Source organism: Pseudomonas sp. FP2335 (genome assembly GCF_030687535.1).
GTDB lineage: Bacteria > Pseudomonadota > Gammaproteobacteria > Pseudomonadales > Pseudomonadaceae > Aquipseudomonas.
The window spans coordinates 4,207,731-4,226,014 of sequence record NZ_CP117437.1 but is presented as its reverse complement, the minus strand read 5'-3'; the positions used below and the strand labels follow the sequence as shown (position 1 = coordinate 4,226,014).

The window sequence follows — 18,284 nt, the reverse complement described above, 5'->3', positions numbered from 1 at the left end:
GTCAGTTGAGTTGGTCAGCAAGGTGTTGCGGCACGGCGATGGGGATTTCCAGCAGTTGCTGGGCGAAGGCCTTGCCTTGCGGGTCGATGCGCAGGCTGGCGATACCGCCGCCGCCCAGGGCGTTTTCCAGCAGGAAATTGAGGCTGTGGCTGCCCGGCAGATACCAGCGTTGAACGCGGCCGCGCTGTGGGTCGAGCACGTGGCCCATCCACTCGACGATCACCTCGGGGGTCAGCGCTTCAGCGATCCACGGCAGGTACTCGGGCGCACGGGCGATCACGCCGATATTGCTGTGGTTGCCCTTGTCCCCCGAGCGCGCCACGGCGAGTTTGACCAGCGGCACGCTGGCGTCGGCCTGGCCCTCGGGCTTGGGGGGCGCAACCGCGGCGGTGGGTGTGCTGGGGCGGGCGGCGGCGGGAAGTTCAACGTTGTGACGCTGGCCCTGGAAATCGATCAGCGGCGCGCACACGGATTTATCCACCAGGAACGAAAACAAGCGGATCAGCGGATACACCGTCGGCCGTCCGCCGACGATCCCGGTCAACCCCGGCGCCATGCCGGTGGCGGCCTGGGCAATCTCGCGGGCGAACAGCACCAGCGCCTGTTTGCTGGGGTGACGTACCGCCAGTTTCACCACCACTTCGCGGCAGTCGTGGCGCCTGGCGTGGGGGCCGTAGGTGGCTTCGCTGCCGAGCAGTTCGATGTTCACCTCGGTATACGGCGCCCAGCCGCGTTGGCGGAACAGTTCGGCGGTCTTGTCGATGATCGCCTGGCTGACCCGCTCGGCCTTGGCCACGGCGTCGATCCCGGCGATCAGGCAACTGGCGGTGCAACGGAAGCCGTCCGGCCAGGTGGCGCTGACCTTGTATCTGTCGCTGGGCGGCAGGCCCTTGGCGCCGTGCAGGCGCACGCGGTTGTCACCCTGTTGCTGCAAGGTGACCTGGCTGAAGTCGCAGATCACATCCGGGAGTAAATAGGCGCGTGGGTCGCCAATCTCATACAGCAGTTGTTCGGCCACGCTCAGTTCGCTGATCAGGCCGCCGGTGCCCTCGACTTTGCTCACTGTGAACTGACCGTCGGCGCTGACCTCAACGATGGGGAACCCGATGTGTGCGTAGTCCGGCACATCGCGCCAATCGGTGAAGTTGCCGCCGGTGCACTGCGCGCCGCATTCGATGATGTGCCCGGCCAGCGCGGCTTGGGCGAGGCGGTCGTAGTCGTGCCATGACCAGTTGAAGGCATGCACCAGTGCCGCGCTGACCACGGCGCTGTCGACCACGCGGCCGGTGATGATGATGTCTGCGCCCAACCCCAGCGCTTGGGTTATGCCGGGCGCGCCGAGGTAGGCGTTGGCGGACACGCACATGGGGGGCAGGGGCGTGCCGTCGAACATGTCGGTGATGTTTTCGAGTTTTTTGAGTTGGGGTTGCAGGTCGTCGCCCAGCAGCACGGCGATTTTCAGCGCGATGCCGGCCTTGTCGCAGGCCGCTTGCAGGGCGGCGGCGCAGGCTTGGGGATGGATGCCGCCGGCGTTGCTGATCACGCGGATGCCCTGGCGCTGGATGTCTGCCAGCAGCGGCGTGAGCACCTCGACAAAATCCGTGGCGTAGCCGGCCTGGGGATCTTTCATCCGCGCTCCGGCAAGAATCGACATCGTGACTTCCGCCAGGTAGTCGAACACCAGGTAATCCAGCGCACCGCCATGCACCAACTGGGCGGCGGCGGTGCAGGTGTCGCCCCAGAAGGCGCTGGCGCAGCCGATACGAACCGTGTCACTCATGAGAAATCCTTGCTCTGATGGCTGTTGCCGAGACTACCAAGCAAGCGCTTGGTTTGTAAACTCTGGACATAGATTTTGCCCAAGCGCTTGCTTGGGTAGCGGCCACGGCCTAAATTGCCGGCCAAGACGTCAGTAGAAGTAGAGGAGAGAGGCATGGATGAGCACAAAGCCCTGGGGGTGATGCGCACCATGGTCGACGCCGGCCAATTGACCGACCCCGAGAGTGCCCGGGGCAAGTTGCTGCAAACCGCGGCGCACCTGTTTCGCAACAAAGGCTTTGAGCGCACCACCGTGCGTGACCTGGCAAGTGCCGTGGGCATCCAGTCCGGCAGCATTTTTCATCACTTCAAGAGCAAGGACGAGATCCTGCGCGCGGTGATGGAAGAAACCATCCACTACAACACGGCGATGATGCGCGCCTCGCTGGAAGAAGCGAGCACGGTGCGCGAACGCGTGCTGGCGCTGATCCGCTGTGAATTGCAGTCGATCATGGGCGGCAGCGGCGAGGCCATGGCGGTGTTGGTGTACGAGTGGCGTTCGCTGTCTGCCGAAGGCCAGGCCCAGGTGCTGGCGCTGCGCGACGTGTACGAAGCCCTGTGGTTGCAGGTACTTGGCGAGGCCAAGGCGGCTGGCTACATCAGGGGCGATGTGTTTATCACCCGGCGCTTTTTGACCGGGGCCTTGTCCTGGACCACCACCTGGTTTCGCGCCGAGGGCAGCCTGACCCTGGAGCAATTGGCCGAGCAAGCGCTGCTGATGGTTCTGAAGGCCGATTGAGGCGCAAGCTATTAATTTGGCGGTGGAAAGTTGTCTCCCTCGACAAAAACGCCTAGCTTATCGCCATCACAGTATGAAACGGTGCGTGCCTCGATGTTTTCGCCATGGCGGCTGGCTGCAGGAGTTACTTTATGGGCACTGGGCACCGCATGTTGGGTGCCGGCTTCGGCTGCGCAATTGGTGAGGATCGGCGCGGCACACTTCCCGCCCTACACCGTACGCCCTGAGCAAGGCGCCGACACCGGGCTGCTGCCGCAACTGGTGGAGGCCTTGAACACGTCGCAAACCGACTACCAGTTCGTGCTGGTACCCACCTCCATTCCGCGGCGCTTCCGTGACTTCGAGCAGGGCCGGGTCGACATGGCGATCTTCGAAAACCCCGACTGGGGCTGGCAGAAGATTGCCCACACCAGCGTCGACATGGGGCTGGAAGACGCCGAAGTGTTCGTCGCTCAACGCCTGCCTGCACGCGACCAAAGCTATTTCACCGACCTGGATGGCAAACGTTTGGCGGTGTTCAGCGGTTATCACTACGCCTTCGCCAACTTCAACCCCGACCCCAAGTACCTGGTCGAACACTTCAACGCGACGTTGACCTATTCCCATGACAGCAACCTGCTGATGGTTGCACGCGGGCGTGCCGATATTGCCTTGGTGACCCGTTCGTACCTGAGCGATTTCATGGTGCGCAATGCACAGATGGCCGGGCAGTTCCTGGTTTCGCAACGCATTGACCAGGTGTATCACCACTATGCGTTGCTGCGGCCGAAAGCGCCGATTACGGCGCAGGCGTTTACCGAGTTGCTCAAGCGTTTGCGCGATAGTGGGCAGATGCTGAAAATATTCGAGCCCTATCGCATCGATGTAATGCCGATGCCCTGACCGGCACAACGCGGACCAACCTGTGGGAGCGGGCTTGCCCGCGAAAGCGGTGGTTCAGCCAACACTGCTCCCACAGAGAACTAGCAATGCGTGGGGATCTGCAGCCGAGCACTCACTCCCCAGCAACTCCCACAAAAGCCCACACAGTCAGTTTTGTGCTGTGTTCAGACCCGCCGTGCAAACGTATCGCTATGGCTGCCCGACACCTTGCGGCAGTGCACCAGCGCATCACGGATCATGAAGTTCACCAACGTCGGCGACACGCCGAGTTCCTTGGCGATGTCTTTTTGCGGCACGCCGTGCAAGCGGTACATCTCGAATGCGTAGCGGGTGCGCTGGGGCAACTCCGTCAACGCGTCGGCGATGTTTTCCAGGGTGTTGAAGTTGATGTGGGACGTCTCCGGTGAAGCGCCGTGAATAACCACATTCAAGCCTTCCTCTTCTGTCCCGGAGTACTTGAGCTCCAGGGCCTGCTTGCGATAGTGATCGATCGCCAGGTTACGCACGATCTGAAACAGGTAACTCAATTGGGCCTTGAACGATGACGTGATCGTCGGCGCCGATTGCAGTCGGAAGTAGGCGTCCTGCACTACGTCTTCGGCACGGGAACGGCACCCGGTAATGCGTGCCGCGATCTTCACCAGGATCAGTCGATTGTCGACAAATGCCTGTAGAAGGGGTGAGTCGCACCTGCCTGTGGATACTTGTTCCGTCATGGAAAATCACCTTGTCGCAAAGAGGTTAGGGGAGGGCGTCCTTGCTGAGGCCTCCTACACATCGGGCAACAAATTATGCTGAATGATAATGATTGTCAAATGAGAAGGCGAACTAATCTTATGCTTTCTGGTTCGATGTGAACCCCGTCTGGCGCAAAGCCTGCGACTAATTATTTGCCGGCTCCGTCCGTTCTCATGGGTGACAGGTCCGTTCGTAAAACGGCCAAGGATCAGCACCCGCAGGAGGGCGAAATGGGTTTTTATCGTGCACACAGCGTGTTTCAGTGTGGAGTGCTCGCCAGATGAGTACGCCGACGCGCCTGCGCCTGTTTTGCCTGCCCTATTCGGGCGCCAGCGCCATGGTCTACGCCCGCTGGCGGCGGTCTTTGCCGGACTGGTTGCAGGTCTGTCCGCTGGAATTGCCCGGGCGCGGCATGCGCATGGACGAGCCGTTGCAGCGCGACATCCAGGCCCTGGCCGCGCAGCTCGCCGAGGAAATCGGGCGCGACCTGAACGGTCCCTACGCCTTGTTCGGCCACAGCCTCGGCGGCCTGCTGGCATTCGAACTGGCCCACGCGCTCAGCGCCCGCAACCTGCCAGCGCCCCTTGCGCTGTTCGCCTCCGGCACCGCCGGCCCGGCGCGGCGTGACGTCAGCGAGTACGCCATCGAGAAGACCGATGAGCAACTGATCGCCCGCCTGCGCGAACTGCAAGGCACCGCCGAAGAAGCCTTGGCCAACCCCGAATTGATGGCGTTGATGCTACCGATCCTGCGGGCGGATTTTCTGCTCTGCGGCAGTTTCAGCTACGGCCGACGCGCGCCGCTGCGCATGCCGATCCACGTGTTCGGCGGCAAGCAAGACAGCGTGCGCGCCGATCAACTGCTCGACTGGCAGGACGACGCCGCCAGCGGCTTCTCCCTGGACATGTTCGACGGCCACCACTTCTTCCTCGTGCAGCACGAAAGCGCCGTGCTGCGTTGCATCCGCCGTTACGCCGACGAACACCTGGCCCGCTGGCGCAATGGCGCGGCGCGGCAATTGATCGCTGGCTGAACGCACCCGACTTCCCGAATTTCCCGTAAGCCGATTCCAGGCAGGAACCCCATGATGGACGCCTTCGAACTCCCCCGCACTTTGGTCCAGTCCCTTCAACGCCGCGCCGCGCAGACCCCGGACCAGGTTGCCCTGCGCTTCCTCGCCGAGTCCGCCGAGCACAGCGTCGTGCTCAGTTACCGCGACCTCGACAGGCGCGCACGTACCATTGCCGCCGCCTTGCAGGCCAATGCCGAACCGGGCGACCGCGCGGTGCTGTTGTTCCCCAGCGGCCCGGACTACGTCGCGGCATTTTTTGCCTGCCTGTACGCCGGGGTGATCGCGGTGCCGGCCTACCCGCCGGAGTCGACCCGTCGCCATCATCAGGAGCGCCTGCTGTCGATCATCAGCGATGCCGAACCGCGCCTGCTGCTGACCATCGCCAGCCTCGGCGACGGCCTGGCTCAGATCGAAAATGCGCCGCCGGTGTTGAGCGTCGACACCCTGGAGGCAACGCTCGCCGACCGCTGGAGCGCCGTCGACCTGCAATCTGACGACATCGCCTTCCTGCAATACACCTCCGGCTCCACCGCATTGCCCAAGGGCGTGCAAGTCAGCCACGGCAACCTGGTCGCCAACGAGGTGCTGATCCGCCGTGGTTTTGGCATCGACCTCAACCCCGACGACGTGATCGTCAGCTGGCTGCCGCTGTACCACGACATGGGCCTGATCGGCGGCCTGCTGCAACCGATTTTCAGCGGCGTGCCGTGCGTGCTGATGTCGCCGGCGTACTTCCTGGGGCGGCCGTTGCGTTGGCTTGAAGCGATCAGCGAATACGGCGGCACCATCAGCGGCGGCCCGGATTTCGCTTATCGCCTGTGCAGCGAACGGGTCAGCGAGTCGGCCTTGGAACGCCTGGACTTGAGCAAGTGGCGCGTGGCCTATTCCGGCTCCGAGCCGATCCGCCTCGACACCCTGGAACGCTTCGCCGAGAAGTTCGCGGTGTGCGGTTTCAGCGCGGACAATTTCTTCGCCTCCTACGGCCTGGCCGAAGCGACCTTGTTTGTCGCCGGCGGCACCCGTGGCCGTGGCATCCCCGCGCTGCACGTCGACGAGCAAGCGCTGGCCGCCAACCGCGCCGAGCCGGGGCAGGGCAGGGCGATCATGAGCTGCGGCACCAGCCAGCCGGAGCACGCGGTGCTGATCGCCGACCCGCACACCCTCGCCGAACTGCCGGACAACAGCGTCGGCGAACTCTGGGCCACCGGCCCGAGCATCGCCCACGGTTACTGGCGCAACCCCGAAGCCAGCGCCAAGACCTTCGTCCAACACAACGGCCGTACCTGGCTGCGCACCGGCGACCTGGGCTTTATCCGCTTTGGCGAGGTGTACATCACCGGGCGCCTCAAAGACCTGCTGATCGTGCGTGGCCACAACCTGTACCCCCAGGACATCGAACAAACCATCGAACGCGAGGTGGAAGTGGTGCGCAAGGGTCGGGTTGCGGCGTTCGCGGTGAATGACGGTGGCCTGGAAGGCATTGGTATCGCTGCCGAGATCAGCCGCAGTGTGCAGAAGATCCTGCCGCCCGCAGCGCTGATCAAGGCGATCCGCCAAGCCGTCGCCGAGGCCTATCAAGAAGCGCCAAGCGTGGTGGTGTTGCTCAACCCCGGCGCCTTGCCCAAGACCTCCAGCGGCAAGGTGCAACGTGCCGCGTGTGGCCTGCGCCATGCCGATGGCAGCCTCGACAGCTACGCGCAGTTCCCCGACGCGGGCGCCTCAGTCAGCACTGCGGCGCTGGAATCCGACCTGCAAAACCAGATCGCCGCGGTCTGGTGCGAGCAGCTGCAACTGGCCAGCGTCGCCGCCGATGACCACTTCTTTCTGCTCGGCGGCAACTCCATCACCGCCACCCAAGTGGTTGCCCGGCTGCGCGAAACCCTCGGCCTGGAGCTGAACCTGCGCCTGCTGTTCGAAGCGCCGACACTCTCGACCTTTGCCGCCAGCGTTGCGCAATTGCAGCAGGACGGCGGCGTCGCCCAAGGCGCCATCCACGCACTGTCACGCCAGGACGAGCTGCCGCAGTCCCTGGCGCAAAACCGCCTGTGGATCACTTGGCAACTCGACCCGCAGAGCAGCGCTTACACCATCCCGGGCGCCTTGCGTTTGCGTGGCGAACTGGATGAAGACGCCGTGCGCGCCAGCTTCGAACACCTGATCCAGCGCCACGAAGCCTTGCGCACGCGCTTCTACGAGCGCGACGGCCAAGCCTTCCAGCGTGTCGATAAAAACACGGCGTTCGACCTGCAAATCATCGACCTCAGTGACCTGCCCGCCGCCGACCGCGAAGCCCGTGCCCGGCAGCTGCGCGAGGACGAAGCGCGCACCCAGTTCGACCTGGAACAAGGCCCGCTGCTGTGGGTCACCCTGGTGCGTCTGGACGATGAAGATCACCAGTTGTTGGTGACGCTGCACCACATCATCGCGGACGGCTGGTCGCTGAACATCCTCATTGATGAATTCTCACGCCTGTACGCCGCGGCCGCCCAAGGCCAGACCCTGGAGCTGCCGCCCCTGGCGCTGCAATACGCCGACTACGGCAGTTGGCAGCGTCAATGGCTGGCCGAAGGGGAAGGCCAGCGTCAACTGGCGTACTGGAAAGCCCAGCTCGGCGATGAGCATCCGCCGCTCGGCCTGGCCACCGACCACCCGCGCTCGGCGCAACACCTACACAGCGCTTCGCGCCACAGCGTGCGCCTGGATGCCCGCCTCAGTGCGGCGATCCGCCAGACTGCCCAAGCCCATGAGTCGACGCCGTTCATGCTGCTGCTCGCGGCGTTCCAGACGTTGCTCTACCGCTACAGCGGCCAGCGCGACATCCGTATCGGCGTGCCCAGTGCCAACCGCCCGCGCCAGGAAACCCAGGGCCTGATCGGCTTCTTCATCAACACGTTGGTGTTGCGCGCCGAACTGGACGGGCGCCTGCCGTTCAACCAGTTGTTGGCCGCAACCCGCCAGACGACGTTGGGCGCCCAGGCCCATCAGGACCTGCCCTTCGAACAGTTGCTCGAAGCCTTCCCCCAGGCCCGCGAACAAGGCCTGTTCCAGGTCATGTTCAACCACCAGCAACGCGACCTCAGCGCCTTGCGCCGCCTGCCGGGGATGCTTGCCGATGAGTTGCCGTGGCACAGCCGCGAAGCCAAGTTCGACCTGCAACTGCACAGCGAAGAAGACCGCAACGGGCGCCTGAGCCTGTCGTTCGACTACGCCGACGAGCTGTTCGATACCGCGACCATCCAGCGCCTGGCCGAGCACTTCACCCACCTGCTGCAGGCCATCTGCGAACAACCGCATCAAGCCATCGGCGATCTGCAACTGCTGCAAACCGAACTCCAGCCGTGGGGCGCCGCGCCGTGCGCACCTGCCCAACAGTGGCTGCCCGAATTGCTCAACGCGCAGACCTCGGACAACACCGCACTGGTGTGGCAGGGCGGCACCTTGACCTTTGCCCAACTGCACACCCAGGCCAACCGCCTGGCCCACTACCTGCGTGACAAAGGCGTCGGCCCGGACGTGTGCGTGGCCATCGCCGCCGAGCGTTCGCCGCAACTGCTGATCGGCCTGTTGGCGATCATCAAGGCCGGCGGCGCCTACGTGCCACTGGACCCGGATTACCCCGCCGAGCGCCTGGCCTACATGCTCAACGACAGCGGGGTTGAACTGCTGCTGACCCAAACCTCGCTGCTGGAACAACTGCCCACGGCGGACGGCGTCAGTGTGATCGCCATGGACAGCCTGCACCTCGACAGCTGGCCGACCCAGCCGCCGGGCCTGCACCTGCACGGCGACAACCTCGCCTACGTGATCTACACCTCCGGCTCCACCGGCCAGCCCAAGGGCGTGGGCAACACCCATGCAGCCCTGGCCGAGCGCTTGCAGTGGATGCAGGCGACTTACCGACTGAACGCAACCGACGTGCTGATGCAAAAGGCGCCGATCAGTTTCGACGTGTCGGTGTGGGAATGCTTCTGGCCGCTGATCAGCGGCTGCCGCCTGGTGCTGGCCGGCCCCGGTGAGCATCGCGACCCGCACCGCATCGCGCAGTTGGTGCAGCAACACGGCGTGACCACGCTGCACTTTGTGCCGCCGTTGTTGCAGCTGTTTATCGACGAACCGCTGGCAGCCGAATGCACCAGCCTGCGTCGCCTGTTCTCCGGTGGCGAGGCGTTGCCCGCCGAGCTGCGCAACCGTGTGTTGGCGCAGTTGCCGGCGGTGCAATTGCACAACCGTTATGGCCCGACCGAAACCGCGATCAACGTGACCCACTGGCATTGCCACGCCGGAGACGGCGAGCGTTCGCCGATTGGTCGGCCGTTGGGCAATGTGATCTGCCGTGTGCTCGACGAGCACCTGAACCTGCTGCCGGTCGGCGTGCCGGGCGAGCTGTGCATCGGCGGCATCGGCCTGGCGCGCGGTTATCTCGGGCGTGCCGGTTTGACCGCCGAGCGGTTTATCGCCGACCCGCTGGGCGAGGCGGGCGCACGCTTGTATCGCACGGGTGACCGTGTGCGCTGGAGCGTCGACGGTGTGCTCGACTACCTCGGCCGCCTCGATCAGCAGGTCAAGCTGCGCGGCTTTCGCGTGGAACCGGAAGAAATCGAAGCGCGCCTGCTCGCCCTTGAGGGCATCGCCCAAGCCGTGGTGCTGGTGCGTGACGCGCAGTTGATCGGCTACTACACCGCCCACACCGCATTGGACGAAGAGGACGTGAAAAGCGCCTTGGCCGCCGAGTTGCCGGAGTACATGGTGCCTGCGCTGTTGATGCGCCTGGATGCCATGCCCCTGAGCCCCAGCGGCAAACTCGAGCGCCGTGCCCTGCCGGAACCGGTGTGGCAAACCCGCGAACACGTCGAACCTCAAACGCCGCTGCAACAGCAGATCGCCGCGATCTGGCGCGAGGTGCTCGGCTTGCCACGCATTGGCCTGCGCGATGATTTCTTCGCCCTCGGCGGGCACTCGTTGCTGGCCACGCAGATCATCTCGCGCACCCGCCAGGCTTGTGACGTCGAGTTGCCGCTGCGGACCTTGTTCGAAGCCAGCGAGCTGGGCGCGTTTGCCGAGCAGGTCGGCTTGATCCAGGCCTCGGGCCAGCGCAACCAACAGACCGCCATCGCCCAGGTCGACCGCAGCCAACCCGTGCCGTTGTCCTATTCCCAGCAGCGCATGTGGTTCCTCTGGCAGATGGAACCGGACAGCCCGGCCTACAACGTCGGCGGCATGGCGCGCTTGCGCGGTGTGCTGGATGTGGGGCGTTTCGAGGCGGCGTTGCAGGCCTTGATCATGCGTCACGAAACCCTGCGCACCACCTTCCCGAGTGTGGACGGCGTGGCTTATCAAAAAGTCTCGGCGCAGACCGGCCTGCGCATGGGCTGGCAGGACTTCTCGGCGCTGGACGAGAGCGAACGCCAGCAACGTTTGCAGCAACTGGCGGATCACGAAGCCCACACCCCGTTCAACCTGGAAACCGGCCCGTTGCTGCGCGCCTGTGTGGTCAAGGCCGGCGAGCGTGAGCACTACCTGGTACTGACCCTGCACCACATCGTCACCGAAGGCTGGGCCATGGACATTTTTGCCCGTGAGCTCAGCGCGCTGTACGAGGCGTTTATCGACGAGCGTACCTCGCCGCTGGCGCCGTTGCCGGTGCAGTACCTCGACTACAGCGTGTGGCAGCGCCAGTGGCTGGAGTCCGGCGAACGCCAGCGCCAACTGGACTACTGGACCGCGCAACTGGGCAGCGAACACCCGCTGCTCGAACTGCCCGGCGACCGTCCACGTCCGCCGGTGCAAAGCCATCAGGGCGAGCTGTACCGCTTCGACTTGAGCGACGACTTGGCTGCCCGCGTCCGCACGTTCAATGCCGAACGCGGCCTGACCCTGTTCATGACCATGACCGCCACCCTCGCCGTGCTGCTCTACCGCTACAGCGGCCAGACCGACCTGCGCATCGGCGCCCCCGTGGCCAACCGCATCCGCCCGGAAAGCGAAGGGCTGATCGGCGCGTTCCTCAACACCCAGGTGCTGCGTTGCCAACTCAGCGGGCAGATGAATGTCGCCGAGCTGTTTGAGCAGGTGCGCCACACCGTGATCGAAGGCCAATCCCACCAGGACCTGCCGTTCGACCACCTGGTAGAAGCCCTGCAACCGCCGCGCAGTGCGGCGTACAACCCGTTGTTCCAGGTGATGTGCAACGTGCAGCGCTGGGAATTCCAGCAGAGCCGCGAACTCGCCGGCATGACCGTCGAGTACCTGGCCAACGATGCACGGGCGACCAAGTTTGACCTCAATCTGGAAGTCACCGATCTTGACCATCGTCTGGGTTGCTGCCTGACCTACAGCACCGATTTGTTCGACGAGCCGCGCATTGCGCGCATGGCCGAACATTGGCGCAACCTGCTCGAAGCGTTGATCGCCGACCCGCAGCAGCGTCTGAGCGAACTGCCGTTGCTCAGCCGCGATGAGCAGCGCGCCTTGCAGCACAGCCTAGGCAGCGAACCGGGCGAACACCGTCTCGACCAGTGCATCCATCAGTTGTTCAGCCAGCAGGCGCTGGCCCGCGGTGAGGCGCCGGCCCTGACCTTTGCCGGTGCGACCCTCAGCTACCGCGAACTCAACGAACGCGCCAACCGCCTGGCCTGGATGCTGCGCGAGCGTGGCGTCGGCCCGCAGGTGCGGGTCGGCCTGGCGTTGCCGCGATCCCTGGAAATGGTCGTCGGCCTGTTGGCGATCCTCAAGGCCGGCGGCGCCTACGTGCCGCTGGACCCGGAATACCCGCTGGACCGCTTGCACTACATGATCGAAGACAGCGACATCGGCCTGCTGCTCAGTGACACAGCGATGTTCGAAGCCCTCGGTGAACTGCCGGCAACGGTGGCCTGCTGGTGCCTGGAAGATGACCTGCCAGTGCTTGGCAACTACCCGCTGGACGAGCTGCCGTTGCTCAGCCTGGCGCAGCATCAGGCGTACCTGATCTACACCTCCGGCTCCACCGGCAAACCCAAAGGCGTGGTGGTGGCCCACGGCGAAATCGCCATGCATTGCCAGGCGGTGATCGAACGTTTCGGCATGCGCGCGGATGACTGCGAGCTGCACTTCTATTCGATCAACTTCGACGCCGCCACCGAGCGCCTGTTGGTGCCGTTGCTCAGTGGTGCGCAGGTGGTGTTGCGGGCGCAAGGGCAGTGGGACGCACAAGAAATCTGCGCGCTGATCCGCACCCATCGCATCAGTATCCTCGGCTTCACCCCAAGCTACGGCAGCCAGTTGGCGCAGTGGCTGGCGACACAGCAGCAGACCTTGCCGGTGCGCATGTGCATCACCGGCGGCGAGGCGCTGACCGGCGAACACTTGCAGCGGATCCGCGCGGCGTTCCAGCCCGAGGTGTTCTTCAACGCCTACGGCCCGACTGAAACCGTGGTCATGCCGCTGGCCAGCCTCGCCCCCGAGCAATTGGAAGAGGGCGCCGCCAGCGTGCCGATCGGCAGCATTATCGGCGAGCGCGTGGCGTACATTCTCGACGCCGACCTGGCCCTGGTGCCGCAAGGCGCGACTGGCGAGCTGTACGTCGGCGGCGCAGGCTTGGCCCAGGGGTATCACCAGCGTGCGGGGATGACGGCGGAGCGTTTTATCGCCGATCCGTTTGCCGGCAATGGCGGGCGTCTGTACCGCACTGGCGATCTGGTGCGTCAGCGCGCCGACGGTTTGGTCGAGTACCTGGGACGTATCGACCATCAGGTGAAGATCCGTGGCTTTCGCATTGAACTGGGCGAGATCGAAACCCGCCTGCTGGAACACGACGCGGTGCGCGAAGCGGTGGTGCTGGCGCTGGACGCGCCAAGCGGCAAACAGCTGGTGGCGTATCTGGTCAGCGATGCCGACCACGCCCCATTGCGCGAAGCACTCAAGGCCCATCTGAAAGCACAACTGCCGGACTACATGGTGCCCGCGCACCTGATTGTGCTCGACAGCATGCCGCTGACCGCCAACGGCAAACTCGACCGCCGCGCCTTGCCGCAACCGGACCCGCAGGCCAATCGTCAAGAGTACGTGGCGCCGCGCAACGAACTGGAAAGCACCTTGGCGGCGATCTGGTGCGCAGTGTTGAACGTGCAGCAGGTCGGCCTCGACGATAACTTCTTTGAGCTGGGTGGCGACTCGATCCTGTCGATTCAGGTGGTCAGCCGTGCGCGCCAGGCCGGGATTCATTTCAGCCCGCGGGACCTGTTCCAGCACCAGACCGTGCAAACCCTCGCCGCCGTCGCCACCCGCTCCGAGCAGGTCACCGCGGAGCAGGGCGTGTTGGTCGGCAGCTCGGGCCTTACGCCGATCCAGCACTGGTTCTTCGATACCGAGATTGCCCAGCGCCAGCACTGGAACCAGGCGCTGCTGCTCCAGCCGCTGCAGTTGCTCGAACCACATCGCCTGGAGCAAGCGCTGCTGGCGGTGCTGGAGCACCACGATGCACTGCGTCTGAGCTTCACCCAGCGCGATGCGCAGTGGCACGCCGAGCACTTGGCAGTGCCTAAAGGCGGTGTGCTGATGCAGGCGCAAGTGCGCGACATGAGAGATTGCACCGCGCTGTTCACCGACACCCAGCGCAGCCTTGACCTGGAACACGGCCCGTTGCTGCGTGCCTTGCTGGTGGACGGCCCCGAGGGGCAACAACGCCTGCTGATCGCGATCCATCACCTGGTGGTGGACGGCGTGTCGTGGCGTGTCTTGCTCGAAGACCTGCAAAACGTCTATCGCCAGTTGAGCGACGGCCAGTCCGTCAGCCTGCCGGCCAAGACCAGCGCGTTGCGTGATTGGGCGGCACGTTTGCAGGCGTATGCCGGCAGCGAATCCCTGCGCGAAGAACTCGGTGTGTGGCAAGAACAGTTGGCCGGGCCCGCGGTGAGCTTGCCGGTGGACCGTCCACACGGCAGCCTGCGCCATCGCGATGCCGAGACCGTCAGCGTGCGCCTGGATGCCGAACGCACCCGCCAGTTGCTGCAACAGGCGCCAAGCGCCTACCGCACCCAGGTCAATGACTTGCTGCTGACCGCCCTGGCCCGCGTGCTGTGCCGCTGGAGCGGGCATGCTTCGGCGCTGATCCAATTGGAAGGCCACGGCCGCGAAACCCTGTTCGACGACATCGACCTGACCCGCAGCGTCGGCTGGTTCACCAGCGCCTACCCGCTGCGCCTGACCCCGCTGCACATCGAAGAAGCCGCCGGGCAGGGCGCCTCGATCAAGGCGATCAAGGAGCAACTGCGCGGCGTGCCGCACAAAGGCCTGGGTTATGGCGTGTTGCGCTATCTCGCGGACGACGTGACCCAGCAGACCCTGGCGGCACTGCCGAGCGCCGAGATCACCTTCAACTACCTCGGCCAGTTCGACCAGAGCTTTGGCAGCGATGCGCTGTTCCACCCGCTGGACGAATCCGCCGGCCTCGCCCACGACCCGGACGCGCCGCTGCCCAACGCACTGAGCGTCGACAGCCAGGTGTACGGTGGTGAACTGGTGTTGCGCTGGACCTTCAGCCGCGAACGCCACGCCCCGCAAACTATCCACGAACTGGCCGACGCCTACCTCGCCGAACTGCACAGCCTGATCGCCCACTGCCTCAAGGACGATGCCGGCGGCCTCACGCCGTCCGACTTCCCACTGGCACAGCTGACCCAGGTGCAACTGGATGCCTTGCCCGTACCGGCCAGCGTCATCGAAGACGTCTACCCGCTGACGCCGATGCAGGAGGGCCTGTTGCTGCATACCCTGCTGGAGCCGGGCACCGGCCTGTACTACATGCAGGATCGCTACCGCATCAATAGCGCCCTGGACCCCGAGCGTTTCGCCCAGGCCTGGCAGGCAGTGATTGCCCGTCACGAAGCCTTGCGTGCGTCGTTCTGTTGGAACGTCGGCGAAGACATGTTGCAAGTGATCCACAAGCCGGGCAGCACGCCGATTGAATACCTGGATTGGAGCAATGCTCCTCAAGAAGAGCAGGAACCGCGCCTGCAAGCCTTGCTCAAGGCCGAGCGCGAAGCCGGTTTCGATCTACTCAACCAGGCGCCGTTCCACCTGCGTTTGATCCGCGTCGGCGCCGAGCGCTACTGGTTCATGATGAGCAACCACCACATCCTCATCGATGCATGGTGCCGTTCATTGCTGATGAACGACTTCTTCGACATTTACATGGCCCTCGGCGAAGGCCGCGAGGCGCAACTGGCGGCGCCGCCGCGTTATCGCGACTACATCGCCTGGCTGCAACGCCAGAACCTGGATGAGGCGCGCCAGTGGTGGCAGCAGAACCTGCAAGGCTTTGAGCGCACCACGCCGATCCCGAGCGACCGCCCCTTTATGCGTGACCACGCGGGCCACGGCGGCATGGTGGTGGGGGATTGCTACACCCGTCTGGATGCCCGCGATGGGGCGCAATTGCGTGAGCTGGCCCAGGCCCATCAACTGACCGTCAACACCTTTGCCCAGGCCGCATGGGCTTTGGTATTGCGGCGTTTGAGCGGTGAGCGCGACGTGTTGTTCGGCGTCACCGTGGCCGGTCGCCCGGTGGAAATGCCGCAGATGCAGCGCACCGTCGGCCTGTTCATCAACAGCATCGCGCTGCGGGTGAAACTGCCCGAGGACGGTCAGCCGTGCAGCGTGCGCCAATGGTTGAGCGGCCTGCTCGACAGCAATATGCAACTGCGCGAGTACGAATACCTGCCGCTGGTGACGATCCAGGAACACAGCGAACTGCCCAAGGGCCAGCCGCTGTTCGACAGCCTGTTCGTGTTTGAAAACGCGCCGGTGGAAGTCTCGGTGCTGGACCGTGCGCAAAGCCTGAATGCCACCTCGGACTCCGGCCGAACCCACACCAACTTCCCGCTGACGGCGGTGTGTTATCCGGGGGATGATCTGGGCTTGCACCTGTCCTATGACCAGCGTTACTTCGACGAAACCACCGTGCAAGGCATGCTCGGCGAGTTCAAGCGTCTGTTGCTGGCGCTGGTGCAGGGCTTCCATGGCGACATGGCCGACTTGCCGTTGATTGGCGAGCAGGAGCGTGAGTTTTTGCTGGAGGGCTGCAATCAGAGCGACCACGACTATCCGCTGCAAAGCAGCTACGTGGAGCTGTTCGAAGCCCAGGTGGCGGCGCATCCACAGCGTGTCGCCGCCAGTTGCCTGGACCAGCACTGGAGCTATGACGAGCTGAACCGGCGCAGCAACGGCCTGGGCCATGCGTTGATCGAAGCCGGTGTCGGCCTTGATCAACCAGTGGCGTTGCTCGGCGAGCGCAACTTGGACCTGCTGGGCATGATCATCGGCAGCTTCAAGGCTGGAGCCGGTTACCTGCCGTTGGACCCGGGCCTGCCGAGCCAGCGGTTGCGCAGCATTATCGAGCTGAGTCGTACGCCATTGCTGGTGTGCAGCGAGGCGTGCCGCGAGCAGGCCATCGAATTGCTCGAAGGCTTCGACTGCCAGTTGCTGGTGTGGCAAGAAGTGCCGGCTCGCGGTGCCAACCCTGGGGTCTACAGCGGCCCAGACAACCTCGCCTACGTGATCTACACCTCGGGTTCCACCGGGTTGCCCAAGGGCGTGATGGTCGAACAGCGCGGTATGCTCAACAACCAGTTGAGCAAGGTGCCGTACCTGAACCTGAGCGACGCGGATGTGATCGCCCAGACCGCCTCGCAAAGTTTCGATATTTCCGTCTGGCAGTTCCTCGCCGCGCCGCTGTTTGGCGCACGGGTGGACATCGTGCCGAACGCCCTGGCCCATGATCCGCAAGGCTTGCTCGAGCATGTCCAGGTGCAAGGCATCACGGTGCTGGAGAGCGTGCCGTCATTGATCCAGGGCATGCTCGCCCAGGACCGCATCCACCTCGACGGCCTGCGTTGGATGCTGCCGACCGGCGAAGCGATGCCACCGGAACTGGCGCATCAGTGGTTGCAGCGTTATCCCGAGATTGGGCTGGTGAACGCCTATGGCCCGGCGGAATGTTCGGATGACGTGGCGTTCTTCCGCGTCGACCTGGCCTCGACCCGTGGCACTTACCTGCCGATTGGCACACCGACCGACAACAACCGTTTGTACCTGCTGGACGGTGCGCTGGAGCTGGTGCCGCAAGGCGCGGTCGGCGAGTTGTGCGTGGCCGGTACGGGCGTCGGGCGTGGTTACGTCAGCGACCCGCTGCGCACCGCACCGGTGTTTGTGCCGAATCCGTTTGGTGCACCGGGCGAGCGCCTGTACCGCACCGGCGACTTGGCGCGTCGGCGCAGCGATGGCGTGCTGGAGTACGTCGGGCGTATCGACCATCAGGTGAAGATTCGCGGCTACCGCATCGAACTCGGTGAAATCGAAGCACGCCTGCATGAGCAACCGGAAGTGCGCGACGGGGCGGTTGGCGTGCAGGACGGCGTCAACGGCAAACACCTGGTTGGCTATCTGGTCGCTGCCAATGAAACCCTCAACCCGAGCGAACGCCTGGACCGCATCAAGCAACGCCTGCGCGCCGAACTGCCGGAATACATGGTGCCGCTGCACTGGCTGTGGCTTGAGCGTCTGCCGTTGAATGCCAACGGCAAACTCGACCGCAAGGCGTTGCCTTTGCTCGAAATCGGCCAGCTCCAGAGCCAGGATTACCTGGCGCCGCGCAACCCGCTGGAAACCACCCTGGCTGCGATCTGGGCCGAGGTGCTGAAAGTTGAACGGGTCGGCGTGCAGGACAACTTTTTCGAACTGGGCGGGCACTCGTTGCTGGCCACGCAGATTGCCTCGCGGGTGCAAAAGAGCTTGCAGCGTGATGTGCCGTTGCGGGCGATGTTCGAGTGCAGCACGGTGGCGGAGTTGGCCGAGTATATCGATGGGTTGGCGGCCAATGAGGTCAGCGCCGAGAAGGTGGATCGGTTGAGTGATTTGATGGCGCAGTTGGAAGGGATTTGAGCGGGCCGCTAGTCAGAACTGTCAGATCTGACAGTAGGCAAAGCTCCTGATCCAAGCGTTAGATCACCGAAGGCTCTGGCCGATATGGCCAGCTATGACAGTGATCTAATGCTTGAC

General features: G+C 64.3%; 6 protein-coding genes. 4 read left to right on the top strand and 2 right to left on the bottom strand.

Annotated features, from left to right (window positions below):
• Window position 1: 1 nt before the first annotated feature.
• Entirely contained in the window at window positions 2–1,780 is a 1,779-nt protein-coding gene (locus PSH81_RS18910) for an acyclic terpene utilization AtuA family protein (protein ID WP_305391290.1), read from the bottom strand.
• Window positions 1,781–1,933: 153 nt separating this feature from the next.
• Here PSH81_RS18910 and PSH81_RS18905 point away from each other — a divergent pair, with 153 nt between their 5' ends.
• On the top strand, window positions 1,934–2,557 hold the full coding sequence (locus tag PSH81_RS18905) for a TetR/AcrR family transcriptional regulator (RefSeq protein WP_305391289.1): 624 nt from the start codon (window positions 1,934–1,936) through the stop codon (window positions 2,555–2,557).
• A gap of 93 nt (window positions 2,558–2,650) precedes the next feature.
• Window positions 2,651–3,439 carry an ABC transporter substrate-binding protein gene (locus PSH81_RS18900; protein WP_226455021.1) on the top strand — a complete coding sequence of 263 codons (789 nt, stop codon included), beginning with the start codon at window positions 2,651–2,653 and terminating at the stop codon, window positions 3,437–3,439.
• 164 nt (window positions 3,440–3,603) lie between these two features.
• Here PSH81_RS18900 and PSH81_RS18895 read toward each other — a convergent pair whose 3' ends face one another.
• Window positions 3,604–4,155 (bottom strand): RNA polymerase factor sigma-70, encoded by a 552-nt coding sequence (locus PSH81_RS18895; RefSeq protein WP_005789991.1) that lies wholly within the window; start codon window positions 4,153–4,155, stop codon window positions 3,604–3,606.
• Between the two features lie 302 nt (window positions 4,156–4,457).
• On the opposite strand from PSH81_RS18895, the gene PSH81_RS18890 reads away from it, so the two are divergent.
• The gene (locus PSH81_RS18890; RefSeq protein WP_192296963.1) at window positions 4,458–5,210 is read left to right on the top strand and encodes a thioesterase II family protein; all 753 of its coding nucleotides are present in this window, start codon (window positions 4,458–4,460) and stop codon (window positions 5,208–5,210) included.
• Between the two features lie 51 nt (window positions 5,211–5,261).
• Window positions 5,262–18,167 (top strand): non-ribosomal peptide synthetase, encoded by a 12,906-nt coding sequence (locus PSH81_RS18885; RefSeq protein WP_305391288.1) that lies wholly within the window; start codon window positions 5,262–5,264, stop codon window positions 18,165–18,167.
• The last annotated feature ends 117 nt before the right edge of the window (window positions 18,168–18,284 follow it).

Excerpts from the sequence above, each read along its gene's own strand:
- PSH81_RS18890 (WP_192296963.1), top strand. The coding sequence starts at position 4,458 with ATGAGTACGCCGACGCGCCTGCGCCTGTTTTGCCTGCCCTATTCGGGC.
- PSH81_RS18900 (WP_226455021.1), top strand. The coding sequence starts at position 2,651 with ATGTTTTCGCCATGGCGGCTGGCTGCAGGAGTTACTTTATGGGCACTG.
- PSH81_RS18905 (WP_305391289.1), top strand. The coding sequence starts at position 1,934 with ATGGATGAGCACAAAGCCCTGGGGGTGATGCGCACCATGGTCGACGCC.
- PSH81_RS18895 (WP_005789991.1), bottom strand. The coding sequence starts at position 4,155 with ATGACGGAACAAGTATCCACAGGCAGGTGCGACTCACCCCTTCTACAG.
- PSH81_RS18910 (WP_305391290.1), bottom strand. The coding sequence starts at position 1,780 with ATGAGTGACACGGTTCGTATCGGCTGCGCCAGCGCCTTCTGGGGCGAC.
- PSH81_RS18885 (WP_305391288.1), top strand. The coding sequence starts at position 5,262 with ATGATGGACGCCTTCGAACTCCCCCGCACTTTGGTCCAGTCCCTTCAA.